General features: G+C 65.7%; 24 protein-coding genes and 1 pseudogene. 7 read left to right on the top strand and 18 right to left on the bottom strand.

Features of this window, described 5'->3' with window-relative positions; all coding sequences use genetic code 11:
* Positions 1-5 precede the first annotated feature (5 nt).
* From ABD908_RS27625 to ABD908_RS09455, 4 genes are all read right to left on the bottom strand, one after another.
* Positions 6-884, bottom strand: a complete 879-nt coding sequence (locus ABD908_RS27625; protein WP_425584364.1) for an aldehyde dehydrogenase family protein — start codon at positions 882-884, stop codon at positions 6-8.
* Positions 881-2,083, bottom strand: a complete 1,203-nt coding sequence (gene doeA, locus ABD908_RS09465) for an ectoine hydrolase (RefSeq protein ID WP_344994264.1) — start codon at positions 2,081-2,083, stop codon at positions 881-883. The genes ABD908_RS27625 and doeA overlap by 4 nt, the downstream gene beginning before the upstream one ends.
* A 14-nt stretch (positions 2,084-2,097) precedes the next feature.
* A complete protein-coding gene (locus ABD908_RS09460) occupies positions 2,098-4,206 on the bottom strand; it encodes an aspartate aminotransferase family protein (protein WP_344994261.1) in 2,109 nt (702 codons plus the stop codon).
* A gap of 205 nt (positions 4,207-4,411) precedes the next feature.
* Complete coding sequence (locus ABD908_RS09455; protein ID WP_344994258.1) at positions 4,412-4,771, bottom strand: hypothetical protein; 360 nt, start codon at positions 4,769-4,771, stop codon at positions 4,412-4,414.
* A gap of 10 nt (positions 4,772-4,781) precedes the next feature.
* Between ABD908_RS09455 and ABD908_RS09450 the strand changes: the two genes are divergently transcribed.
* The 4 genes from ABD908_RS09450 to ABD908_RS09435 all read left to right on the top strand — a co-directional run bounded on the left by ABD908_RS09450 (position 4,782) and on the right by ABD908_RS09435 (position 6,939).
* Positions 4,782-5,099: a PASTA domain-containing protein gene (locus ABD908_RS09450; RefSeq protein ID WP_344994255.1), complete on the top strand. Its 318-nt coding sequence runs from the start codon at positions 4,782-4,784 to the stop codon at positions 5,097-5,099.
* Between the two features lie 109 nt (positions 5,100-5,208).
* Positions 5,209-6,381, top strand: a complete 1,173-nt coding sequence (locus ABD908_RS09445; RefSeq protein WP_344994251.1) for a GGDEF domain-containing protein — start codon at positions 5,209-5,211, stop codon at positions 6,379-6,381.
* A 68-nt stretch (positions 6,382-6,449) separates the two neighbouring features.
* Positions 6,450-6,611, top strand: coding sequence for a hypothetical protein (locus tag ABD908_RS09440; RefSeq protein WP_344994249.1), 162 nt, complete (start codon positions 6,450-6,452; stop codon positions 6,609-6,611).
* 64 nt (positions 6,612-6,675) lie between these two features.
* Positions 6,676-6,939, top strand: coding sequence for an acyl-CoA-binding protein (locus ABD908_RS09435; protein ID WP_344994246.1), 264 nt, complete (start codon positions 6,676-6,678; stop codon positions 6,937-6,939).
* Between the two features lie 60 nt (positions 6,940-6,999).
* Here ABD908_RS09435 and ABD908_RS09430 read toward each other — a convergent pair whose 3' ends face one another.
* The 3 genes from ABD908_RS09430 to ABD908_RS09420 are packed head-to-tail and all read right to left on the bottom strand — an operon-like array spanning position 7,000 to position 7,971.
* A complete protein-coding gene (locus tag ABD908_RS09430; RefSeq protein WP_344994244.1) occupies positions 7,000-7,371 on the bottom strand; it encodes a hypothetical protein in 372 nt (123 codons plus the stop codon).
* A complete protein-coding gene (locus ABD908_RS09425) occupies positions 7,368-7,637 on the bottom strand; it encodes a hypothetical protein (RefSeq protein WP_344994242.1) in 270 nt (89 codons plus the stop codon). Before ABD908_RS09425 ends, ABD908_RS09430 begins: the two co-directional genes overlap by 4 nt.
* The gene (locus tag ABD908_RS09420) at positions 7,621-7,971 is read right to left on the bottom strand and encodes a hypothetical protein (protein ID WP_344994239.1); all 351 of its coding nucleotides are present in this window, start codon (positions 7,969-7,971) and stop codon (positions 7,621-7,623) included. Before ABD908_RS09420 ends, ABD908_RS09425 begins: the two co-directional genes overlap by 17 nt.
* Positions 7,972-8,094: 123 nt before the next feature.
* On the opposite strand from ABD908_RS09420, the gene ABD908_RS09415 reads away from it, so the two are divergent.
* Complete coding sequence (locus tag ABD908_RS09415; protein WP_344994236.1) at positions 8,095-8,727, top strand: DUF2461 domain-containing protein; 633 nt, start codon at positions 8,095-8,097, stop codon at positions 8,725-8,727.
* Here the strand turns inward: ABD908_RS09415 and ABD908_RS09410 are convergent.
* The 3 genes from ABD908_RS09410 to ABD908_RS09400 all read right to left on the bottom strand — a co-directional run bounded on the left by ABD908_RS09410 (position 8,616) and on the right by ABD908_RS09400 (position 11,279).
* Positions 8,616-8,936 carry a DUF3175 domain-containing protein gene (locus tag ABD908_RS09410; RefSeq protein ID WP_344994233.1) on the bottom strand — a complete coding sequence of 107 codons (321 nt, stop codon included), beginning with the start codon at positions 8,934-8,936 and terminating at the stop codon, positions 8,616-8,618. The genes ABD908_RS09415 and ABD908_RS09410 overlap by 112 nt on opposite strands.
* A 360-nt stretch (positions 8,937-9,296) precedes the next feature.
* A complete protein-coding gene (locus ABD908_RS09405; protein WP_344994230.1) occupies positions 9,297-9,755 on the bottom strand; it encodes a peroxiredoxin in 459 nt (152 codons plus the stop codon).
* Between the two features lie 72 nt (positions 9,756-9,827).
* On the bottom strand, positions 9,828-11,279 hold the full coding sequence (locus ABD908_RS09400; RefSeq protein ID WP_344994227.1) for an MFS transporter: 1,452 nt from the start codon (positions 11,277-11,279) through the stop codon (positions 9,828-9,830).
* A gap of 81 nt (positions 11,280-11,360) precedes the next feature.
* Here ABD908_RS09400 and ABD908_RS09395 point away from each other — a divergent pair, with 81 nt between their 5' ends.
* On the top strand, positions 11,361-12,038 hold the full coding sequence (locus ABD908_RS09395) for a TetR family transcriptional regulator (RefSeq protein ID WP_344994224.1): 678 nt from the start codon (positions 11,361-11,363) through the stop codon (positions 12,036-12,038).
* 366 nt (positions 12,039-12,404) lie between these two features.
* Here ABD908_RS09395 and ABD908_RS27620 read toward each other — a convergent pair.
* Positions 12,405-12,597: pseudogene (locus ABD908_RS27620) on the bottom strand (transposase); the annotation flags it as partial.
* Positions 12,598-13,800: 1,203 nt separating this feature from the next.
* Here ABD908_RS27620 and ABD908_RS09385 point away from each other — a divergent pair.
* Positions 13,801-14,820 (top strand): LacI family DNA-binding transcriptional regulator, encoded by a 1,020-nt coding sequence (locus ABD908_RS09385; RefSeq protein ID WP_344994218.1) that lies wholly within the window; start codon positions 13,801-13,803, stop codon positions 14,818-14,820.
* A gap of 131 nt (positions 14,821-14,951) precedes the next feature.
* Here ABD908_RS09385 and ABD908_RS09380 read toward each other — a convergent pair whose 3' ends face one another.
* From ABD908_RS09380 to ABD908_RS09350, 7 genes are read right to left on the bottom strand one after another with little or no spacing between them, the layout of a single operon-like run.
* Positions 14,952-15,827: a ribokinase gene (locus ABD908_RS09380; protein WP_344994215.1), complete on the bottom strand. Its 876-nt coding sequence runs from the start codon at positions 15,825-15,827 to the stop codon at positions 14,952-14,954.
* Positions 15,775-16,521, bottom strand: a complete 747-nt coding sequence (locus tag ABD908_RS09375; protein ID WP_344994212.1) for a glutamine amidotransferase — start codon at positions 16,519-16,521, stop codon at positions 15,775-15,777. The genes ABD908_RS09380 and ABD908_RS09375 overlap by 53 nt, the downstream gene beginning before the upstream one ends.
* Positions 16,522-16,571: 50 nt before the next feature.
* Complete coding sequence (locus tag ABD908_RS09370; RefSeq protein ID WP_344994209.1) at positions 16,572-17,888, bottom strand: M20/M25/M40 family metallo-hydrolase; 1,317 nt, start codon at positions 17,886-17,888, stop codon at positions 16,572-16,574.
* 32 nt (positions 17,889-17,920) lie between these two features.
* Positions 17,921-18,886, bottom strand: a complete 966-nt coding sequence (locus ABD908_RS09365; RefSeq protein ID WP_344994206.1) for an ABC transporter permease — start codon at positions 18,884-18,886, stop codon at positions 17,921-17,923.
* Positions 18,886-19,920, bottom strand: coding sequence for an ABC transporter permease (locus ABD908_RS09360; RefSeq protein ID WP_344994203.1), 1,035 nt, complete (start codon positions 19,918-19,920; stop codon positions 18,886-18,888). The genes ABD908_RS09365 and ABD908_RS09360 overlap by 1 nt, the downstream gene beginning before the upstream one ends.
* Positions 19,917-21,470, bottom strand: coding sequence for a sugar ABC transporter ATP-binding protein (locus ABD908_RS09355; protein WP_344994200.1), 1,554 nt, complete (start codon positions 21,468-21,470; stop codon positions 19,917-19,919). The genes ABD908_RS09360 and ABD908_RS09355 overlap by 4 nt, the downstream gene beginning before the upstream one ends.
* Positions 21,471-21,498: 28 nt before the next feature.
* Entirely contained in the window at positions 21,499-22,527 is a 1,029-nt protein-coding gene (locus tag ABD908_RS09350; RefSeq protein ID WP_344994197.1) for an autoinducer 2 ABC transporter substrate-binding protein, read from the bottom strand.
* Positions 22,528-22,889 lie beyond the last annotated feature (362 nt).

The following is a 22,889-nucleotide window of genomic DNA, read 5'->3' as shown; positions in this document are numbered from 1 at the left end:
GCGCCTCACTCGCGCTTCGGGCCGATCCAGACCTGCTGCGCGTCGACGAACCCGTGGATGCCGGCCCTGCCCAGCTCGCGACCATAGCCGGAACGTTTGACGCCGCCGCTGGGCAGCCGCGGGTCGGTCGTGACGATGCCGTTCACCGCGACCTGCCCGGCGACGATCTCCCGCGCCGGCCGCTCACCGCGTTCCGGGGTGCTCCACACGCTGGCGGCCAGCCCGTACGGGGTGGAGTCGGCGAGGTCGACCGCATGGTCGGCATCGACGGCCGCCATCACCGCCGCGACCGGCCCGAAGGTCTCCTCGGCGCAGGCCGCCATGCGATGCACGACTGCCCGGCGTTGATGATCCGCAACAGGGCGACCACCTCCGCCGCCTGTTCCAGGTCTGCGTCGGCCAGAACCAGGCACGGGTCGGAGCCGCCCAGCTCCATCACCGAAGGTTTGATCTCGCTCACCGTCGGGCGCTCCGGCCTCCTGGAAGACGCGGTGGATCGCGGCTGCGCACCCCGCCACGTGCGGATCGTGTTTCATCACGCAGGTGTTGCCGGCCATCAGCGCGGGCGCGCAGAACCGGAAGGCCAACCAGAACGGGGCGTTCCAGGGCAGCACGCCGAGCACCGGACCGAGCGGCAGGTACTGCACGTAGCTGCGGGTGGCATCCGACGCGATCACCTCGCCCGAGAGATGGTCGACGCCCGCCCGCAGCCGCTCGGCGACGGCGCGGAGAAGCCCGCCGCGATCCGCGAATGAGGCTCTGCGCCAACCACTACAGGCGTTCTCCGCGCGATCGACGATTTCGTGTATCTCAGCCGCGGTGGCGGCGGTGGCCTCGCACACCACGCGGCCGGTGGTGGGATCTGTCGCGGCCAGGACGGTCACTGCGTCACCTCCGTGTCTGTTCCGGCCGACGACACCGGGGCGAGCGGCGCTCCGGCGTCGTGCACGGTGAAGTCCTCGCCGAGCGTGAAGAACGACTCGCATCCCTCGTCGGTGACCCGGATGGTGTCCGAGATGCCGACGGTCTTGTCCCCGTCGACGCCCCACATCCACGGAATCACATGGAAGGTCATGCCCGGCTCGAGCGCGGTGAAGTCGCCCGGATTGAGGCTGATGATGTAGCCCTCGTCCCAGGACGGCGGGAACGCGATCCCGATGGAGTAGCCCGAGCGCGTGACCAGGCGCGCCCCCACCGTGTTGTCCGAGATCACCTGCCGCACAATGGAGTCCGCGTCCGACACCGTCATCCCCGGCCGCATGAGCGACTTCAGCTCCGCCAGCGCGAGCTTCATCCGTTCCTGCGCGTGCCGCATGGAGTCGGTGAGCTCGCCGTTGACGATCGTGCGCATCATCGCTGCGTGGTAGCGCCGGTAACAGCCGGCCACCTCGAGGAAGACGTGCTCGCCGGGTTCGATGGTGCGCCCCTCCCAGGTGGCGTGACCGATCATGGTGCGCGGACCCGACGTCACGTACGGCATCACCGCCGGGAACTCGCCGCCCGCACGGAACATCGCCGCGCTGATCTCGGCTGCCACCTCGTTCTCGGTGTTACCGGGCACCGCGGCCGCGAGGCCCGCCGCCATCCCGGCCTCCGCGGCCCGGGCCGCCTTGCGCATCACCTCGATCTCGACGTCGGACTTCGTCGACCGCCCGGCCTCCACGATGCCGAAACAGTCCATGAGCGCACCGTGTTGGAACGAGGTGTGCACGCGGTCCTGCTGATATGCGGGGAAGAAGTAGCTGTTGCGTTCGTAGCCTATATGTTTGGTGCCCAGACCGGACTGGTTGAGGGTGAGTACCAGTGCCTGGATGGCGTCACCCGTGTCCGGGTACGGTCTCGTCCGCTCCACCCAGGTGCGGGCGATCACGTTGGACTCCTCCATGGCCCGAGTGATCATGACCGGCTCGTCGTCGAGCGGTACCACCAACGCCTGGAAGAACGAGTAGCCCGTGGTCTGGTAATCGGTGAGGTACATCAGGTTCTCGGGATCGGTGATCACCACCGCGTCGAGCCGCCGCCGCTCCATCCGCTGTCGCAGCTCACCGAGTCGCCGCTCGTATTCGGCGATGGGGAACGTCATATCCTCGCGGACCCTCATCGTCCCGCCCCGACTCGCACCGCCTCCGCGACCGCCGCCCCCAGGATCTCCAGCCCTTCGTTCAGATCGTCGTCGGGAATGGTGAGTGGCGGAATCAGTTTGAGCACCCGGCCGTCGGTGCCGCACGGCCCGATCAGCAGGCCCTTCTCGAACGCCAGCGACTGCACGCGCTTGGCGAGCGCACCGTCGCCCACATCGAGTGCCTGCATCATGCCCCGGCCACGCACCTCCCAGTCCCGCTCTCGGTGGTCGGCGGCGACGGTGGCGAGCCGCTCCCGCATCAGCTCCCCCTTCGCCGCGACCGCGGTCATCAGCGCGTCGTCGGTGAAATAGTCCAGCGCGACCGCCCCGGCGACCAGGGAGAGTCCCTGCCCGCGGAACGTGCCCGTGTGGGCGCCCGGAGACCAATGCCTATCCACCTCGGGCTTGTTCAGGTTCATCGCGATCGGGGTGCCGTATCCGCCCAACCCCTTCGCCAGCGTGACCACATCCGGGTCCAGACCGAAACCGTCGAAGCTGAAATAGCTTCCGGTGCGTCCGCACCCCGCCTGGATGTCATCCACGATGAACAGCGCTCCGACGTCGCGGGCCAGCGCCTGCACATCCCGAAGCCACTGCGCGCCGGCGACGTTCACGCCGCCCTCGGCCTGCACCACCTCGACCAGGAACGCCGCGGGCGCGGTCACTCCGCTGGATGCGTCGGAGAGCGCCGCCGCATAGTCGGCGAGTGCGGTCTTGCCGCCCGGTGCGGTCTCGTACGGCAGCCGCACCACGTCCCGCAGTGGCACGCCGGCCCACTTCCGGAAGGCCTCGTTGGCGGTGGCGGCGAGCGCTCCGAGAGTCATCCCGTGGAAGCCGTGACTGAAGGCCACCACCTCGCGGCGGCCTGTCACGAGCCGCGCCAGCTTGAGTGCCGCCTCCACGGCGTTCGTGCCGGTGGGACCGGTGAACTGCATCCGGTGGTCCATCCCGCGCGGCGCCAGGATCACATCATGGAACTTCGTGAGGAAGTCGCGCTTGGTGGTGGTGTACATGTCCAGGCCGTGGGCGATCCCGTCGGCCTCGAGGAAGTCGATCATCGCGCGCTTCATGCGCGGATTGTTGTGCCCGAAGTTGAGAACACCTGCGCCGGCGAAGAAGTCGATGTACGACCGGCCCTGCTCATCGACCTGTCTGGCGTTGGACGCAGACCGGAACACCGTGGGGAATGCGCGACTGTATGCGCGGACCTCCGACTCCCATTGTTCGAACGCAGCGGTGTTCATCGGGTCATCCTCCTCGTTGGATATGTTGACACTCTTTCTCTTTCGAACCACCAGGGGGTCGTGGGGCGCCAGCCAGGCCGATGCGGACGCGAGCGGCCGGGTCGATGAGGTCCGTAACGAGCGCTGTGCAGGGGCGCCGGATCCGCGCCGGGCATGGCGCCCCCGATCGGGGCGAAGGCCCCCGGAATCCGTTGCAGGTGATAGCTGAAGTCCTCCGCGGCCATCACGGGCGTTCGGCCGGCGTGCCGCGCCCAGCCGCCGCCGAGTTCCGCCGCGAGCCGGCCGCGCAACCCTGCCGCCGGCCCAGGGTGATTCACCGTGGCGCCGTGGCGCGGGGTCCTCTCGACGGTGGTGGTCACATCGTGCGCCGCCGCTGTGGCGGCGGCGATCTGCTCGATCAACTCGAAGACGTGGTCCCGGGCTTCCGCATCGCCTACCCGGACGGTGGCGGCGAGCTCGGCATCGTCGGGCGTGACGGTGGCTGCGGACTCGGCCAGCACCGAGTCGCGGGTCGATTCGGGCTCCGAGGCGTGTCCGCCCCGACCCCGCAGACTCACCCGGACACGTCGCGCGGCCCAACGGCAGGCCCGGCCGATCGTGCCGGCCGAACACGACATCCACCGCCCGACCGTGGGGCGGACCCGTGAGGCAACCGCCGCCGATCAGCTCGCGCGCGCCGTGCCCGCCCTCCTCCGCGGGTTGGAACAGCAGGGTGACCGGGCCCGGCAGCGCGGCCTCATGCACCTTGGGCCAGCGGGCTACGGCCAGCAGGGTGGCGGCGCGCCCGTCGTGTCGGATTCGGGCGGCCTCGGCCACGACGTCGGACCAGTGAGCGTGCATAGGACCTCCTCGGATCGACTCCGGTCTCGGTCTTCTTCCCAACGTACGCATGACCGGGCGGGGTGTCGACGCATGTCGCCGACGACTCCTCGGTCACCGAGCGGACTCCCTCGCCCCACCGCACATCGGTTTACGGCCTCCTGCGGCGCACGGCCGACGGCACGGTCCGCCACGGCACGCGGTCCGTTCGCAGCCCGACGCCTGGTCAGAGGTCGGCGATGACGCGCTGGACATCGTCGTGCTTCGCACCGAGTTCGCTTGCAAGCGCGAGCCTTTCGTCGGACATCTCATCCGCGCCGAGCCGGACCCGCGCGGTGCGTGCGACCGCCACGCATTCCACACCACGCAGCACACCTGGTGCGAACAGACCATCGCCCGACACAAAACGCACACATCGGGCATGCCGGGCACTACGCTTCAGCAGGACGAAGGAGGCTGCGATGAGGTCTGGTCGGGTGATCACGATGACAGCGGTGGCGACGGCGATCCTGGCGGTGGGGGCCTGCGGCGGAACGACGTCCACGTCGACAGAAGCGCCGGCGGCGGTCACGACCGTACCGACCATGGAGGCGACGGTGACGGTCCCGCCTGCGCCTGCTGCGTCGGGCACCGTAGGAGAGGCGACCGATACGACGACCACGACCCAGACGCCCGTGCGTGTCGCCTCCGTCATGCCGGACGTCGTCTGCATGAATCTGCAGGCCGCCCAGAACCGCATCCACCAGGCCGGGGTGTTCTTCTCCCGCTCGACCGATGCCACCGGGAGGGGACGACATCAGATCCTGGATCGGGACTGGATCGTCGTCGCCCAGACGCCCGCTGCCGGCACTCCGTTCGGCGAGGGCGACGCGATCCTCTCCGTCGTCAAGAACAGCGAGTCCAACCCGTGCTGACCACCGCACACATCCTTCGCGGAAGTCACGAATAACCTTGCCGCAAACAATGACCCGCCGATCGGCGTGGCCGCGGTCGCGGTGCCGCGTCGCTCAGTAGAGTCGATTCATGTCTGTCGCGTCCGCGGGTGTAACGCTCGTCCCGGATGCGCGAACCCTCTGGCTGTCCACCTCAGTGATCTGCGCCGTGTGCGGGATCGCCCAACTCGTCGTGTGGTTCGGTCGACACACCGAACGCGCGCTCCTGGTGTGGGGCTCGAGCTGTCTGATCGGCGGAGCCGGATCCGGCCTCTTCGCCTTCCGCGACAGCCTGCCGGAGGTGCTCGGCTACCCGGTCGCGAACGCCCTCATCACCGTGTATTGGGTGGCGTTGTGGCTCGGGATGCGCACCTTCTCCCGGCAACCGCCTCCGCCGGCTGTCGCGGTCGCGCCGCCGATCGTCGTCGCCCTGGCGTTCGAGACGGTGCCGTGGGTCGCCCAGGATCCCACGATTCGGACCCTGATCGTGGCCCTGACCGGTACCTGGTTCGCGATCGCGATCATCGTCGACGGGGCTCGCGATCAACGGCGCGAGCCCCTGCTACAACGCTGGATCCTCCTCGGGTTGTGCACCCTGTGGCTGATCCCCCTGTTGGGTCGCCCGATCCGGTGCGTCGCGGACCGCGACCGGTGCGACCTGTTCTACCCGGACCAGACGAATGCCGCGGTCACGGCGCTCATCCTGGGACTCACCGGCGCCACCGGGGTCACCCTGGTACTGATGGTGAACGAGCGTCTCGCCCGCAACCTCATCGAGGCATCCGCGTCGGATGCGCATACCGGAACCTTGAATCGGCAGGGAATGATGGCGACCGCGGAGCGCGTCATCCGTGAGCGGCCTCGCGCGGCCGTGGTGCTGATGATGGACCTCGATCGCTTCAAGGACACGAACGACCGCCACGGCCACGCCGCCGGAGACCGCCTACTGGTGGCGTTCGCCGACGTCGCGCGCCGCTGCCTACCACCCGGGGCGGCGCTCGCGCGATGGGGCGGGGAGGAGTTCTGTGCCCTGGTGCCCGGGATGACCCCCCAGGCGGTGGCGACGGTCGCCGAGCGGATCTGCGTCGCGTACGCCGCGGAGACGGTCGACGTGCCCGGCGGCGGGACGCTGTCCGGCACCGTCAGCATCGGAGTGTCCGCGCTCGCAGACGACGGCTTCCCCGCCGCCGTCGACCGCGCGGACCAGGCGCTCTACGAGGCGAAGCGGCGGGGCCGTAACGGCTATCACGTGACCGACGAGTGACCGCACGCGGACGGGTGGTGCTACGGCACACCATGTGCAATAGTGAACCAAGGTATTTATCTGGCCGAATGGAGTCCGTCATTTTCCCAGGCGACCGCGTCAAACTCCTCCACGAGTCCGACACGTACGGGACCGTCTGGTCCGTCCCGACCGGCGACACCGTCGCCGTGCGACTGGACGACGGCCGCGCCGTGCACGTCGACACCTCGGAGGTCGCGCACCTCCGCTGAGCCCACCCCGCCGCCCGCGCCGGTACGGTGGGCGCGGTAGTGACGACCACACGAAGGAGTGTCGATGTCCGAGCTCGATGACAAGTTCGCGTTCGCTCAGGAGGACGTGAAGAAGCTGACGACCAAGCCGTCCAACGAAGACCTGCTGGCGCTGTATGCAACGTTCAAGCAGGCCACCAAGGGCGACGCGGTGGGCAAGCGGCCGGGCCGGCTGGACTTCGTCGGGCGCGCGAAGTTCGATGCGTGGGCGGCGCTCGCCGGAACCCCCGCCGACGACGCCAAAGACAAGTACGTCGCCACCGTCGCCAGGCTGCGGGCCGGCGCGTAGCCTCGGCGCCATCCGCGTCGGCGGGTGAGGTGCCGCGCGGACGCAGGGATAGGCATCTTCTCACGACTGAGAGTGCTTCCGGCCCGCGTGGTCGTCGAACCACGCGAGAGCCCCGTCCTCGCCCCCCACTGCCGCGCTCTCCGCGAGACACTCGGTGCAGCGAGCGTGCCAACCGACCTCGTCTCGCCACGTGTGGGGTCGGCCGGATGGAACCCAATCGGGCGACCAGGTGACCGCGAACGCATAGTCGATGCGGCTGGTGACGGCCTCGGCCAGACTCTCCAACGCATCGTCGGGCACACCGAGGCCGCGGAAGTGATTGATGAACCGCATCTCGTCGAGAACCGCATCGCCGAGCAACGCGATCTCCCGCAGGCTGCGCTCGTCGTGAGGCGACGCGCCCCCGGGGCCGTGTTCGGCCGGCCCCGTCACACGACGTCCTCGAAGCTGGACTCGCCGGGATACCAGACCATCCGGGCAAGGTCGGCGAATCCCATGATCTCGGCGATCTCGACGTAGACCTCCTCGATCCGCGGGTGGATCACGACCGCGCCGGTGTCCAGCACGATGCGGATCCCGACGCCCGTCCGCTCGGTGGTCGACGACACGGTGCCGGGCGTCAGTCTGCGTAGCGCGTCCGCATACCCGCTTCCATGCTGCAACTGCGGCGAGGCACCGAAGTCAATCGTCGAGGGCACTTACCGCGATGCCGTACGGCAGGAAACGCACTCGCCGATGCACATCGGTGTTGTGCTGATGAACGCGTAGCGCGTCGAGCTCGGTCGCGAAGACCTGCTCGACCCTGGCGCCACCGTCATCGTCGGTCGCGACGATCGCCCACACTCCGTCGCCCGTCTCGCCGGTCGTCTCCGGCTCGCGACGCGGACTCCGCCGGGCATCATCGAACAATCCGGACCACGCCTCGCGGCCACCGGCATTCGCCACGAACCGCCCCAGCATGTCGCGGGCCTCGCGGGCGATGTCGTCGAAGTCACCGGAGCCGAACCCGAACGGGCCGTCGTTCTGTGCCATATGGGGCTCCTTCGCCTCGGTCGACCATTACAACCCAGTGTCCACCCCATCGACCGACTCGGCCACCTCCGATATCCGATGCTGCGAATCCGGGCCTCGGCGCCCGGTCGGTAACCTCGGCGCATGGGCTTCACCGGATTCCCCGAGGCTGCGCTCGACTTCTACGACGACCTCGAGGTCGACAACTCGAAGACCTTCTGGGATGCGCACAAGCAGGTCTATCGCACGGCGGTGGCCGCGCCGATGGCGGCACTGACCGACGATCTGGCGAGCGAGTTCGGCCCCGCGAAGATCTTCCGGCCGTACCGCGACGTGCGGTTCTCCAAAGACAAGACCCCGTACAAGACGCATCAGGGCGCGTTCGTCCCGGTCGGGCCTGCGACCGGGTACTACGTGCAGCTCGGCGCGCCGGGCGTCCGGGTGGGAGCCGGGTTCTACGAGGCGAGCGCCGAGCGGCTCGCGGCCCTCCGTCAGGCGATCGACGACGATCGCCGTGGCGGCGAGCTGGAGAAGATCGTCGCGAGACTGGAGCGCAAGGGCTGGGAGCTCGGCGGCGAGACCCTCAAGACCGCGCCACGGGGCTGGGACGTCGACCACCCGCGGATCGCCCTGCTGCGACACAAGTCGCTCACCGTCGGCCGTGACTACGGCTTCGGCGACATCATCGGCTCGCCGGAGTTGGTCGAGCAGGTCCGCGCGCATTGGCGAGAGGCGACCCCGCTCCTCGACTGGCTGGTCCGGCACGGCGCGGCGTGAAGCGCGCGGAGCGTCGAGCTGATGTAGAAGGTCAGCATGGACATGGCCGACCGATAGGGCGAGGTGGCCCTGCGCCGCGTCGAGGTCTGCGCAGAACGGAGCAGAGATCGCGCGATCTCCGTGGGATCCGACCAGGTGAAGACCCCTTCGTCGAGGTCGAGAGCGTCGGAATGCTCGGTAACGTCCTGGGACCACTTCTCCTCTGCCATACCCCCGATCGTCGACTGATCGCCTACACGGCGAAAGGGCCGGAGCCGACGCACACACCGTCGTGGACCGGCTCGCAAGGAGCGCGAGGACTTCGTCAACCTTCGCGGATGGACATCTTCGCGAGCTTGTCGCCGTCGACGTGGAAGGTGAACCTCGAGCGGCCGTTGGCGTGGTCGGATCGCCAGTCACCGATGACGGTGACTGTGCTGCCGGTTGTTTCGACTTCTTCGACGGTGAGCGTGCCCAGGGAGCCGATGAGCTCCTTATCGCTCCAGCCTTGATTGCTGAGCGGCCGGTGAATGCTCGTCCCCAGTCATCGACCGGCTCATCCCACAGCGTGCCGCTCCGGGCACCTGCCATCAGTTGCGTAGCGCGGCGAGCGCCCGGTCGGCGTGGACCTGCATGTTGACCTCGGAGGAGATCACGTCGGCGACGGTGCCGTCGGCGCGGATCGCGAATGTGGTGCGCTTGGTGGGCATCCCGGCCAGCTTGAGCAGCCCGTCACGCCGCACACCGAAGGCGGACGCCACTGTGCCGTCGACGTCCGCCAGCAGCGGGTAGTCGAGCCCGTGCTTCGCGGTCCAGTCCTGCTGCTTGGCCACCGCGTCCCGGCTGATACCGACGCGCTGGACACCCGCCGCGGCGAACTCCGCTGCCAGGTCGCGGAAGTGGCAGGCCTCTCTGGTGCAGCCCGGCGTGAACGCTGCGGGATAGAAGAACAGGGCCACCGGACCTGTGGTGAGCAGATCGCTCAGCCTGCGCGGGCTGCCGTCCTGGTCGGGCAGTTCGAAATCGGGGGCCTTGTCTCCGGGTTTCATGATGTCCACGCTAGCCCGACGTGGGTCAGGTATCACGCCGCACCGAGCGGGACCGGGAGACCACGCGGTGCATCACACCGACGCCGAGGTCTGGACCGGTGGGACAGGGCCCCGGCTCTCGACGACCGTCAGCGACCGTGGACGCAGGGCGAACCACGCAACCACCCCGCCCGAGGCGACCAGCACACCCGCGATCAACACCGCGAGCCGGAACCCGTCCAGAAACGCCTCAGCCGGAGCCACACCCAGACGGAGTGATGACTGCTGTCGACCGGTGAGCACGACACCCAGGACGGTGATGCCGAGTAGTGCGGCCACCTCCCGGCTCGCATTGAACAGGCCCGAACCGACGCCGGCCCGTTCCGGCGGCATCTGGCTGAGAACGGTCGCGGTCAACGTGATGGTCAGTCCCCCACCGAGACCCGTCACCACGAGGCTCGGCATCAGGCCGGCGAATCCGGTGTGCGCACCGAGCAGGAAGACGGACGCGATACCGGCCCCCATCAGCACGAATGCCGCCGCGACGGCGCGGTGAGCCCCGAAGCGTTCGGCGATCCGGTCGGACAGGGCTGCTGCGACCGCCATGCAGATCGCCATGGGCAGGAAGGCCAACCCCGCCTTGGTCGGCGAGAAGCCAAGCACCCCTTGGATATACAGCGAGGTGAAGAAGTAGATCCCGAACAGCCCGAACGCGAACAACATCAGCGCGACCAGGCCGCCGGTGAAGATTCTGCTACGGAAGAGGGACAGGTCGACCATGGGCGCGCGACCACGCCGTTCGACGCCGATGAACAGTGCAGCGGCGATCGCGGCAATGGCGAACGCAGCCAGGATCGGCCATGAGGTCCATCCGAGGTCGTGCCCCTGGATCAGGGCGAACGTCAGCGCGGTCAGGCCGACCGCCGACAGCGATAGACCGGGAAGATCCACGCCGGTCGCCGGCGCGCGCGATTCGTCGACCGACGAGATCACCAGCGCCACCGTGATCACCCCGATCGGCACATTCACGAAGAAGATCCACCCCCACGAAACGTACTGGGACAACACACCGCCCAGCAGCGGGCCGGCCGCGACAGCGAGCGCACCGACAGACCCCCAGACCGCGATGGCCGCGTTCCGCGCGCGCGTGTCGGTGAAGGCGGCCGAGATGATGGCGAGCGTTGTCGGTGTGATCATCGCTGCGCCCACACCCTGCGCAGCCCGCGCCCCGATCAGGACGGCGGCGGTCCCGGCCAGACCGGCGATCAGCGAGGATCCGGCGAACACGACCAGACCGGCGAGCAACAGCCTGCGCCGGCCCAGGAGATCCGCGAGCCGGCCGCCCAGCAGCATCAGCGCGGAGAACGTGAGGATGTAGGCGCTCACCACCCACTCCAGCCCCGCGGTGCTCAGGTGCAGTTCGCGCTGTATGTCAGGGATCGCGACGTTGACGATGTTGTTGTCCAGGTAGGTCATGAACGTGGCCAGTGACACAGCCACAAGCGCGCCGCGCTGGCGCGCGGTCATAGCGGATCGGTCGGACATCGGGTACTCCTATACGAGAGACATGTACTGCGTATATGTACGTCATATAGCGTATCCCCATACGATGTATAGTTGTCAAGTGTGAGTGGGAGAACTACGAGCAAGAAGGCCGACGGGGCTCGACTGAACAGAGACGCGGTAGTCGACCGGGCCTTGGTCATAGCCGACACAGAAGGGCTCGATGCAGTGAGCATCCGGCGCATGGCGCAGGAGTTCGACGTCACGCCCATGGCCCTCTACTGGCACTTCAAGAATCGCGACGAGATGCGCGCGGCGCTCGGGGACCGCATCATCGACACCGTCGTCGCCCCCGACGATGCGGCGTCGGCGCAGGACTTCATCCGCCGGACGCTGTCGGCACTGATCGACGCGATGCGCCGCCACCCTGCGGCCGCCGAGCTGGTCCCGGCGCGAATCCTCCAGTGCGACAACGGTCGCACTATCACCGAGCGTGTCCTGGCACGACTGATCAGCGACGGCTACTCACCCGCAGCGGCGGCGACGGTGGCGCGCAGCGCACTTCAGGCCGCAGTCACCCTCGTGGTGACCGTCCCCGGCGCGGAGCTCACCATCCCGGAGGAACAACGCGACGAGACGCGCCGACACAAGCTGGCCGACCTCCTCACGTTGCCCGACGACCGGTTCCCCATCCTCAAGAGCCTCGCACCCACGTTGCTGCGCTGCGACGACCAGGACGAGTACTTCGCGACCGGCGTCGACCTGTTCATCGACGGCGTCGCCGGGATGCGGGGGCGCTGACACAGCTCGGGGGGCATCGCCACACTCTCCAATTCGCCGGCCGGGAAGACCGGGAAGACACAGGGCGCCGGTGCACCGCGGTGTGTGCCTCGGCCCGCGCAGACGTCGCAAGGCGACACCGTTCGACGCACGCACGCCAACGGATCTTCGCGTGCCTGCAGACCGGTCTACGCAGCGCACCGGGGTGAGCAGGGCCATAGCGACGCTCCTATGGTCTGTCAATCCCTTCGGGGTGCTCGAGTAGTCGGTAGAGGTCGCGGGCGATGTAGCGTTTGAGGCAGCGTTTGATCTCTCGTGGTGTTTTGCCTTGCGCGGTGCGTCTGGCGGTGTAGGCCTTGGTCGCGTCGTCGTAGCGTTGCCGGGACAGGCAGACGGTGTGGAGGGCGCGGTTGAGTTGCCGGTCGCCGTGCCGGTCGAGGCGGTAGCGGGTGGTGACCTGGCCGCTGTTGGCGGGGATCGGTGCGACGCCCGCGAGTCGGGCGAACGCGGCCTCGGAGCGGATCCGGCCGGGATGCGACCAGGCGCACAGGACGGTCGCGGCGACGATCGGTCCGACGCCGAGTTGGGCGAGCAGGTCCGGGCGCCAGCGTTTGACGATCGCGGCAATGGCCTTCTCCTGTCGGTCGGCCTCCTTCTGCAGGTCGCGGATGCGGCAGGCGAGGGTCTTCAGGACGGTCGCGGTGGTGGCGGTCTCGACGTCCCATCCCTTGGCGGGGCGCAGGGCGGCGGCGATGACGGTCATCTCCGGCAGGGTGTGTCCACGCAGCTTCGCCCGCAGTACTTCGGGGGCCGCGATGACGAGGCTGAACAGCTGCCGCTGAGCGACGGTGTGCCCGTCGACGGCGGAGCGGCGGGCGGCCAGGAGAACGGATAGGGCCTGCCGGTCACCGGCCGCCCAGGGTGTCCCGACGTTCTTGCGGGACAATGCTTCCCGCGCTGCGCGGACGGCGTCGAGGGGATCGGACTCGGCGCCGTGGCGGCGGGCGGCGCGTTCGGGGCGGTCCAGCTCGACCACGAGTTCCTCGTGGTGTTCGAGGTGGCGGGTCAGGCCGGCGCCGTGGCCGCCGGTGCCCTCGATCGCTCACACTCGCAGTGGTGTGTGCCGGTCGGCGAACTCGATCAGTTGCTGGTAGCCGTCGGGGGTGGTCGGGACGGTGATCTCGTCGGCGGCGGCGCCGGTCCCGGTGTGCACCACCGCCGCAGTGTGGGTGTCGACATGCGTGTCGACCCGATGACGATGTCCACGACATCGGTCAGACTGGTCATGCGTTCCTCCATAGCTCCGGTGGGACGAAGGGTTCCGGTCCGGATCGGAGGTTCGGCAGGACTGTAGATGGGACACGGCGATGCGGCGAACATCGCCGGTCGAGCTCCTGATCAGGCCAGTCGCTCCACCGGGCCGGGGCCGACGGACCACGAGTAGACAAGTCGCCTCAAGGGTACGAAGCCAGTCAGGCCAAGGGTCACACTCGCAGTCCATCAGCTACCGCCCACCACCGCTGGCACCGGTGACCCGGCAGCCACGCGGATGACGGTGAAGCCATCCTCACAGTCAGCTCAGTCAGCGGCTGCACGGTCCCGCAATGATCTGGGCCGCCGCGGTGTCTGCGGCTGCTCACCGCCAAGCAATTCACTGATCAAAATAAACTTGGCTCGAGCGGGTATTATGTCCACGAGGTGGCCGTCGATCACCTGCCTGGCCGGACACTGATCACAATAGGGGGCGAACCCTTTGGCTAGATCCGCTGCCACCGTGGCTGCCGTGGCAGCCGAAGCCGGCGTGTCCACGGCAACCGTGTCTAGAGTGCTGACGGGTTCTAAGGCGGTGTCCCCCGCCACTGCGAACCTGGTACTCGCAGCAGCCGAGAAGCTGCGGTACTCGGGGAACTCCATCGCCAAGGCGTTGCGATTGAACTCGACAGGAAACGTGGGAATGCTGGTACCGAGCATCTCGAACCCGTTCTTCACAGCACTCGTTGAGCAAGTAGAGCATCAGCTCGCGGGCGCCGACCTCAATCTCTTCTTATGCGACTCACAAAGTGACGTCGACGTGGAGGCTCGACGGTTACGGTCGCTGACGCAAGGTTCGGTCGATGGGATCCTCGTAAGCCCTGTCGACGAGGTCGACTCGAAATCCGCGCTAGCGCGGGCGATGGAGATAGCACCGGTAGTGCTGTTAGATCGTTGCGTGGCAGGGATCGATACAGACTGGGTGGGCCTCGATGATACCCACGCGATGACATTGATTGCAGAGCACGTAGCCGGCCTCGGCGCGCGGACGGTGAGTTTTGTAACGTCGATCATGGGGTCCTCGTCGGCCCGCGACCGCTTGGACAGCGCGCGCGTCGCGTGTGCTCGGTTCGGGCTCGAGCTCGCAGAAGAGCTCATCTTCGACGGCGAGTTTACACTCCGGTGGGGAGTAACGGCAGCGGACCTGTTACTCAGACGCGAAACTCTGCCCGACGCGATCATATGCTCCGATGATCTCATTGCCATCGGACTAGTCGGCCGTCTCACCAGCCGCGGCGTCCGCGTCGGAACGGACGTCGCCGTCACCGGGTTCGATGACATCGAGTACGCGGCCTTGAACGCACCGGCCTTGACCACGCTACGGCAGCCGCTGTCACAAATCGCCGCTGAAGCAGTGCGACTATTGCAGGAGAGGATTCGTGCAACGGATCATCCAACCACTCGATTCGCCCTGCGCGGCGAACTCGTACTACGTGAGAGTACCGAGGTCTTCTCACCTGAGTGGCGCCGGAGGGCGCAGCAACAGAAATGACCGAACACAAGCCGGTGAGCCATGCTCTCGGCTTAGGTCGATCGCGTTGATGACCTAATCCGAATGTCCCAACTCGGGTTGAACCAGGCTCGCGGAATCATAGAGATCTCGCCGTGAAGCCGACCCCACCTTTATTGCGCGCCGTGCCGACGAACAGCTTCGGCGGCTGCGCTGGTGGCACGGTGCATCGCACCGACCGGTGTCGCGCCACCGGCGAGAGCGACCGCAAGCGCTCCGCAGTAGGCATCTCCTGCACCAGTGGTATCGACGACATCGGCCAACGGCAGCGCGGGCACTCGGTTCGCGCCCCATTCGGACCCCTTGTCACCGCGGGTGATGAGCACTGAAGGTAGCTGCCCGTAGCGCGATTCGAGGTCGCGAGCCTCGTGCTCATTGACAATCACAGGGTCCGCATACAGCAGGACTGCGGGGCTGACCACTGCGAAAGGAGAGAGGTTGAGTACCAGCCGCGCTCCAGACCGGACGCAGTACTCGGCTGTTCGTTCGACGACAGCTGTCGGAATCTCGAGATTCGTGACGATCACATCGGTGCTATCGAGCGAACGAAGCGCGGTGAGATCCTCGACACCGAGACATTCGTTCGCCGCGGGGGAGACGATGATCATGTTCTCACCGTCCTCGTTCACGACGACTACCGCCGATCCCGTACGGACGTCGGGCGTGCGGAGCACAGCGGTCACCGCGATACCGAGACTACGGAGCCGTTCCCGATAAGTGGTACCTTCCGGGTCGTCGCCCACTCGGCCCACCAGCGAGACCCCGACTCCTTTGGGCGCCGACCGGGCGGCGGCGATCGCTTGGTTCGCGCCCTTTCCACCCCACGCTGTCGTAGGGGCGCCGCCGAGAACGGTCTGGCCGGGTTTCGGATGGCTCTGGACCCGGATGACCGTGTCGACATTCAGCGACCCGACGACGAAGAGTCTTCCCATGGGATTACTTCCCGGCGAGCCAGGCAACGGCCTGCTGCCACAGGGCAGCGAAACCATCCCAGTCAGTGAATTCTTCGGGAGCCCAGTGCGGGCCGATATCGCTGGCGTAGGCAAGGGTGCGACCCCGACCGTATTGATCGACGACGAGTAGGGGCGCACCGTCGTCGAACCTCGCCAGGACACGAGCGGAGTCCTTCGGCACCAACCGCTGGTAGCCGAGCAGCAGCGGAAACGTGGGCTCGATCCCGTCCGTGATCTCGTGTGTATCACTGAGTCGCGCGACCACGCCGCCGGGTTCCTCCGCCCGATCGTCGCCTACTTCGAGTTCCACCGGAAGGGCGTCAGCGAGCGGAGAGTTGCGATAGTTCGCCTTCGCCTCGATCCCCTGGAACGACAGGTATCCGCCGATCATCGCAAGGCCACCGCCAGCGTGTGTCCAGTCGCGGAGGACCTCTAGGCGGTTGGACGTTCGCCTGCCTCGGACGAAGGTGTCGGCCGGAAGCAGGAACGTGTTCGAACCGACATCGGAGAGCAGTACGGCGTCATATTCGTTCAGCTCTTCCATGGTCCATGGAAAGTCGGCGGCCGCGACGTGGCAGGGCATGTAAGTCACTTCGTAGCCGCCGGCTCTCAGCGCACCCAGCAAGGCCGCGCCGCCCTCGGCGTAATCGACGGTGGTGAACGAGTCGAAGCCCTTGGTGTGAATAGAAGTGACGGACCAACTTTCGCCGGCAACGAGCACGCGTGTCATGAGGTTCCTTGTTTCTCGATCTGTGGTGTCGGAATCGCTACCCCGCGACATCAGCCGCATAGGTCAGCGATGGTGAGAGCCAGTACTTTCGTCGCGGCGAGAACATCGGTCTCGCTGATGTACTCGTCGGGCTGATGGGCGACGGCCATCTGGCCGGGGCCGAAGCAGATGGTCGGGCTGCCTGCATCGATCGTGAGTCCCATGTCGACATGGGACATGCACCCCTCCAGCGCACTGCCGATTCCTACGGACTTCGCTGCAGCGAGCGTACGGGTGACGACGGGATCATCGTCAGCCGTCTCCCCGCAGTCCGCATCGACGAGCCATCGCACAGTCGGCGGGTGCTGGCGCAACCATTCGTCCTCGGGTGCGAAACCCGCGATAAGTTGTTCGAGCTCTCGCTTGACAACCCCACCGAGGCCGTGTTCGTCTTTCTGTGCGGGGAGGTACTGCGCATTGAACGTGATCTTGCAGCTGGACGCGTACGTGGTGGGAAATTCACCACCTTCGATCTGGGCGACCTTGATCGCACACGGGATCGGGATGTGCGCGTGATTCTTCAAAGGGTCCGCCACCCACGCAGACGAACGCTCCGCGAATGCGTTCAACAGTCGGCGGCCGTACTCGATCGCGTCGACGGCGCCACCATCCTGCCAGAGCATCCGTTTCAGCTCAATGTGCCCGGCACGACCGTGGACGGTGACTTCGCCCCACAGGATCCCGCGACACAGGGGCGCAACGTTCAAGTCCGTCGCTTCCGGAACGATGGTGCCGAGAGCGGCGATGTGGCCGCGATCCACAAGGGCGAGTGTCCCCATGCCGCCGGCCTCTTCATCGACCACCGATGCGACTAGGAGGTCCGCGCGGAGCACGACGCCGGCATCGCGGAGCGCACCGATCGCTCCGAGCGCTGCAGCCATGCCACCTTTCATATCGGCAGATCCGCGGCCATACACGCGGCCGTTCCTCCTAGCCCCGCCGAACGGCTCCTCCGTCCACCCGGATCCGACGCTGACCACGTCGGAGTGTCCTTGGATCATCAGAGCGCCAGCAGTCGGATCCGTGCCCCGGAATCGGGCGACGACGTTCGGACGGCCTGTGAAGACGTGATCAGGGTAATAACCCGGACCGTCGGCTCGATGAGCCAGGCCTTCGGCGCTTGGCTCCCACACGTCGAATTCGTCAGGGTCGAGCTCGGTGAGAAGCTGTTGGTAGAGCTGCTGTACGCCACCTTCACCAGAGATCTCCGCGCGGTCCCCGAACCACGGGTTCACACTTGGAGTGCGCAACAACCGCTGCAGCAGCGCCAAGGTGTCCTCGGCGCGAGCTTCCACGGCGCGGACGATGCGATCTGTCGTTTCCGACACAGTATGTCGTTCCTCTCAGTTCGGATGCGGTGTCAAACTGCGCTCTCGCGGACCACGGAACGAGTGCGGACGAGCATCGATACGATCAGGACCAGACCGAGAAGTCCGATTTGATACGTACTACCGACGCCTGCCAACTGGAGTCCAGAGTCCAAGATCGCGACCAACAAGAGCGCTAGAAACGTACCGGAGAGCTTTCCCACGCCGCCGGTGATCGCAGTGCCGCCTAGAACGGCGACGGTGATCGACTGCAATTCCAGTCCGGTACCCGAAGTGGGCTGAGCGTTAGAGAGCCACGAGGCGGTGACGATTGCTCCGACGGCCGCCATGACTCCCGAGACGACGTAGAGGATGGTCCGAATACGACGTACGTTTACCCCGGCCAGAGTCGCAGCGGCGGCGTTCGAGCCGGTGGTGTAGACGTGCCGACCGAATACGGTCCGACGCATCACATAGCTTCCGACAACAAATAGCGGCAGCAGCACCAAGAGCACCTGTACAGGAATTCCGGCGATGGAGCTCTGTCCGATGACGCTGAATCCGTCCCCGTCGAATCCGTTTATGTCGGTTCCGTTGGAGAGCACGTTCGCAGCCGAAGCATACAGGTACAAGGTCGCGAGTGTAACGATCAAGGGCGGCAGTCTCAGCAGCGTTATGAACAGCGCGTTGACCAGACCGAGCGCGGCGCCGACGAGCAGAGCGATTCCGGCCGCAACCCATGGATTCGCGCCACCATGAACCGTGAGGAGCCCAAACGTGACGGAGCACACGGACATGGTGGAGCCGATCGACAAGTCGATTCCACCTCCTCCCCCGAGGATCACCAGGGTCTGCCCGAGCCCGAGAATGCCGATGACCGCCGAATACTGCACCAAGGTGAGTAGATTACTTACCCGTAGGAAGTATGGGGAGATCCGGCTCATCACGATGAACGTGACCACGATCAGAGCGATCAAGGCGATGCGGCGGTCACGGAACATGCGCGTGATCACGATCATTACAGACTCCTCTTCTCGCGACGGTTCAGCATTACGACGATTCCATTGATGGAAACAGCGACGAGGATCACCAGCCCGACGATCACACCGTTCCATAGAGACGGAACCCCGGCCAGAACGGTGCCGTTGTCGAGGATGACGATGAATGCAACGCCGCCGAGAGTGCGGGGAATAGAACCCTCCCCGCCGAGGATCGACGTGCCGCCGACCACCACGGAAGCAACTGCCAGAAGCGTCAGCTCGTTCCCGGATGTCGCCTGGACTGAACCGACACGCGCAAGATACGTGCAAGCAGCGATGCCGATGAACAACCCGAGAATCACCGATGCGCCCAATCGAACCCGGGCCACATTGATGCCCGAGAGCTTCGCCGCCTCCACATTATTTCCGATCGCGTATATGGACCGCCCGAATGTGGTGTGACTGAGGATGACATGCATTATCACATATATGCCGACGACGATGACAACGAGAACCGGAACGCCGCCGAAACGTTCCTGCCCGGACAGGAACGGAAACACAGGTCCCGAGAACAGATCGTGGTTGTCCCAGAGCGCGAAGAGCCCGGTCTGGAACAAGGCGCTCGTCCCAAGGGTGGCGACGATTGATGGGATAGCGAATCGTGCCGTGAGAACGCCGTTGAGGAGACCTAATGCGACTCCTCCTGCTAGAGCAGCGGCCAGCACCACGATCGGGGCCTGGTCGGCATTCATCATCGATGCCACGACCCACGTGAGCATGCCGACCGCGAATCCTGTGGAGACGTCGATGCCGCCCATGAGGACCACGAGGGTCAGCCCGGCAGCGATAAGCGCCAGATCAGAACCGTTGACAGCGACGTTGACTAGGTTTTGAGGGCTGAGGAACTGCTTCGACAGTAGTGCGAATACGACGAACTCGATCACGAGAAGGCCAGGCAGTAACCAATTCTCCACGGCGTGGACGACGTCGAGAAGGGTGGCACCGTGACGCGTCGAATGGCCGTCCTCGGCGAGTGGACGAGCGCGGTCGGGATTTTTCGTATCTGCGGTCATACTGCGCTTCCAGTGGCTGCTCGAAGGATAGCGGCCTGGTTTATGTCTGGTCTATCCGCACTCCAGACGAGCCGTCCCTCGTGAAGGACGTGAACAGTCTCGGAGAGCTCGAGAAGCTCTTCCATCTCGCTGGATATCAGCAGCACTCCAATGCCCGTATCGGCGAGCTCGCGGATACGGCGATGGATCTCCCGCTTCGTCGCGACATCGATGCCACGTGTCGGCTCATCGAGGATCAGCAGCTGTGGATTCGTCGCCATCAGACGGGCCAGAAGCACCTTCTGCTGGTTCCCGCCGGATAAAGATGTGATGGGGGCGTTCGCATTCTCTGCCTTGATGGAGAGACGTTTGGTCCACTTCGATATCAGGTCTCGTTCCCCGGCGGTCCACACGAATCCGCCGCGGCTGACAGTTTCGAGGGAGGAAGCAGAGAGATTCTCCCCGACGCTCAAGTGCGGAAAGATGCCTTCGGTCTTGCGGTCTTCGGGCAGGTATGCGATGCCCTGCTTGATCGCGTGACGGCTGGACTGCGGCTGGTATCGACGCCCCTGGTAGGTGAGCGTTCCCGAATCGATCGGAAGGGCACCGCTGATCGCTAGCCCGAGTTCGCTGCGACCGGCACCGACCAGCCCGTAGAGGCCGGTGATATGTCCGGGACGGATCTCGAAGCTGATGTCTCGAAAGTCGCCCTTCGACGTCAGCTGGTCGACGACAAGCACCGGCGAGTCGACTTCACCAGCCGTAGCCGACACAGCGGCCGCGCCTGCGATGTGCGACGCAGCGACAGCGTCACCTTCGATCACCTCTTCCGACACCGGAGACCCCATCATTCTGAGCAGATTCTCTCGGTCAGGATCATCGGTCTCACCGGCGTTTCGGCCGTCGCGGAGGACGACGAACCGGTCGGCGACACGCTCGAGTTCGTCGAATCGATGTGTGATGTAGCACACGGCAGTGCCGACAGCGCTGAGCTGGTCGACCAGGTCGAACAGTCGCGAGGATTCGGTGTCGGTCAAGATCGAGGTCGGCTCGTCAAGGATCAGCACCTTCGCGTCGTTCGCCACGGCGCGGGCTATCAAGACCTGCTGCTGATCGGCAAGAGACAGCGCACCCATCTTGCGCTTGAGTAGTCCGCTAGGTAGCTGGAGGCGCGCGAGCAATTCCTCGGCTTCCAGCGCCATTGTCTTCTTGTCCAACCAACCGAAGCCCCTGGTTCTCTGTCGTCCCATATACAGGTTCTCTAACACGGAGAGATGCGGAAACCCAGACGGTTCCTGATAGACCGTCGATACTCCGGCGTTGATCGCATCGTTCGGCGTCCCAGGAGCATACGGAGATCCACTGAGTGTCATCGTACCGGAATCAGGCGCGTATACTCCGGCGATGAGCTTCATGAGGGTAGACTTCCCTGCCCCGTTCTCCCCCATGATGGCGACGCGCTCGCCGGCAGCCAAAGCGAAGTCGACATCGGTGAGTGCCTTGGTGACGCCAAAGTGCTTCGTCAATCTTTCAATGGTCAAAATATCAGTATTTGGCATGATCGTGCTCACTGGGGTCAGAGGGAGATCAAGGGAGGGATCAGAAATTGTATTTCGCGTAGTTATCCTTGGTGAAGACACTGGGGCGGCCGAGAAGAAGGGTATTCGTCGAGGCATCGTAGGAGTACTGTCCGGCCAGACCCGGCACCGTGTTCTCCGTCTCGAAAGGTTTGCCACGCACCACCTGATCCATTGCCCAGACGGTCAGTGCGCCGAGATCATCGACGTTCCACAGTACTGTCGAGGTCATAGCTCCGGATTTCAAGAACGGGCCCGCAGTCTGCGGGGAACCGAACCCGGTGACCGCGACCTTCCCGATCTTCCCAGCGTTCGTTACAGCCTGCGCCACTCCGGGCACCGCGAACGACGGGACCGCGATGATCCCCTTCAGATCCGGAAACGCGGTCATCAGGTTCTGTGCCTGAGTAAGCGCGTCCGCGGTATTTTCTGTGTATCGGATACCGCCGACGAGCGTCATATTCGAGAACTTCGATGCAGCCTCGGACTTCGCCGCGGCGATCCAGTTGTTGAACGTGGCCACGTTCGCGCCACCGGACACAATCGCATACTGGCCACTGTTGCCCGCGGCCTTTGCGAGCTCATCCATCACGGTTGCACCCAACGCCATATCAGTAGCCTGTGAGACGAATACGGAGCGACTACTCTTCGGCGCGTCTGCGTCGGCGGTGATCACCTTCGTTCCAGCAGCCTGCGCTTTTGCGATCGCGTTGTTGATCGACGTCGGGTCCAGCGGTGAAATCGACACGGCATTGTAGCCCTGCGACACGAAGTTGTTTAGGATCTGCACCTGCTGGGTCGCATCCGACGTGGACGGACCCGACTGCGTGTAAGTGATTCCGAGTTTCGCCGCCTCCTTGGAGGCGCCGGCATGGAAGCCGTTGAAGTACGGAATACCCTCCACCTGCGACACGAACGCCACGCGAACTCCGCCGGATGCAGATCCAGATTTCCCATTGACCGCTGATGACGACGGAGTGCTGCTGCACCCGGCCAGGACGAGCGCCACAGCTGCGATAGCGCTGCCGGGCGCGAGAATGCGCTTCTTCACGTATCCCTCTTTCGTTCAGCCTCGACGGTGAGGCTTGCCCGGTAGGCCGCCGACAGCGGACCAGGCGCACAGGATGGAACGGATGCGGGGCGATGTAATCGATTACCCGCTTACACAGCCTAGGATGCACATGAAGCGGTTGTCAAGCACTCATGGCAGTCGGACCTATCCGGACCAGCGGTCACACTCAACTCAACTGGGCCACCCCTGGTATTCCGGAGGATCCTTCAGTCGGCTAGCCTCGATCTTTCGTGAGGGGCACGCGTCGGCCTGATCGGTTTCGGATTGCTGTTTCTGGCGCGGTTCGCGCGGGTTGGGCATGGTGTGGTGGCCCGGTGTCGCCGGGTGGCGTCGGGTTCCAC

The sequence above is a fragment of the Tsukamurella soli genome, assembly GCF_039541155.1.
Taxonomy (GTDB): domain Bacteria; phylum Actinomycetota; class Actinomycetes; order Mycobacteriales; family Mycobacteriaceae; genus Tsukamurella; species Tsukamurella soli.
The sequence above is the reverse complement of the archived record's forward strand: the minus strand, read 5'-3'. Positions and strand labels throughout refer to the sequence as shown.

Excerpts from the sequence above, each read along its gene's own strand:
- ABD908_RS09420 (WP_344994239.1), bottom strand. The coding sequence starts at position 7,971 with ATGGCACAGAACGACGGCCCGTTCGGGTTCGGCTCCGGTGACTTCGAC.
- ABD908_RS09360 (WP_344994203.1), bottom strand. The coding sequence starts at position 19,920 with ATGACCGCAGATACGAAAAATCCCGACCGCGCTCGTCCACTCGCCGAG.
- ABD908_RS09445 (WP_344994251.1), top strand. The coding sequence starts at position 5,209 with ATGTCTGTCGCGTCCGCGGGTGTAACGCTCGTCCCGGATGCGCGAACC.
- doeA (WP_344994264.1), bottom strand. The coding sequence starts at position 2,083 with ATGACGTTCCCCATCGCCGAATACGAGCGGCGACTCGGTGAGCTGCGA.
- ABD908_RS09410 (WP_344994233.1), bottom strand. The coding sequence starts at position 8,936 with ATGGCAGAGGAGAAGTGGTCCCAGGACGTTACCGAGCATTCCGACGCT.
- ABD908_RS09415 (WP_344994236.1), top strand. The coding sequence starts at position 8,095 with ATGGGCTTCACCGGATTCCCCGAGGCTGCGCTCGACTTCTACGACGAC.
- ABD908_RS09400 (WP_344994227.1), bottom strand. The coding sequence starts at position 11,279 with ATGTCCGACCGATCCGCTATGACCGCGCGCCAGCGCGGCGCGCTTGTG.
- ABD908_RS09435 (WP_344994246.1), top strand. The coding sequence starts at position 6,676 with ATGTCCGAGCTCGATGACAAGTTCGCGTTCGCTCAGGAGGACGTGAAG.
- ABD908_RS09460 (WP_344994261.1), bottom strand. The coding sequence starts at position 4,206 with ATGCACGCTCACTGGTCCGACGTCGTGGCCGAGGCCGCCCGAATCCGA.
- ABD908_RS09375 (WP_344994212.1), bottom strand. The coding sequence starts at position 16,521 with ATGACACGCGTGCTCGTTGCCGGCGAAAGTTGGTCCGTCACTTCTATT.
- ABD908_RS09380 (WP_344994215.1), bottom strand. The coding sequence starts at position 15,827 with ATGGTTTCGCTGCCCTGTGGCAGCAGGCCGTTGCCTGGCTCGCCGGGA.
- ABD908_RS09455 (WP_344994258.1), bottom strand. The coding sequence starts at position 4,771 with ATGGTCGGTACGGTCGTGACCGCCGCCGGCGCTTCTGTCGACGTGGAC.
- ABD908_RS09405 (WP_344994230.1), bottom strand. The coding sequence starts at position 9,755 with ATGAAACCCGGAGACAAGGCCCCCGATTTCGAACTGCCCGACCAGGAC.
- ABD908_RS09440 (WP_344994249.1), top strand. The coding sequence starts at position 6,450 with ATGGAGTCCGTCATTTTCCCAGGCGACCGCGTCAAACTCCTCCACGAG.
- ABD908_RS09365 (WP_344994206.1), bottom strand. The coding sequence starts at position 18,886 with ATGATCGTGATCACGCGCATGTTCCGTGACCGCCGCATCGCCTTGATC.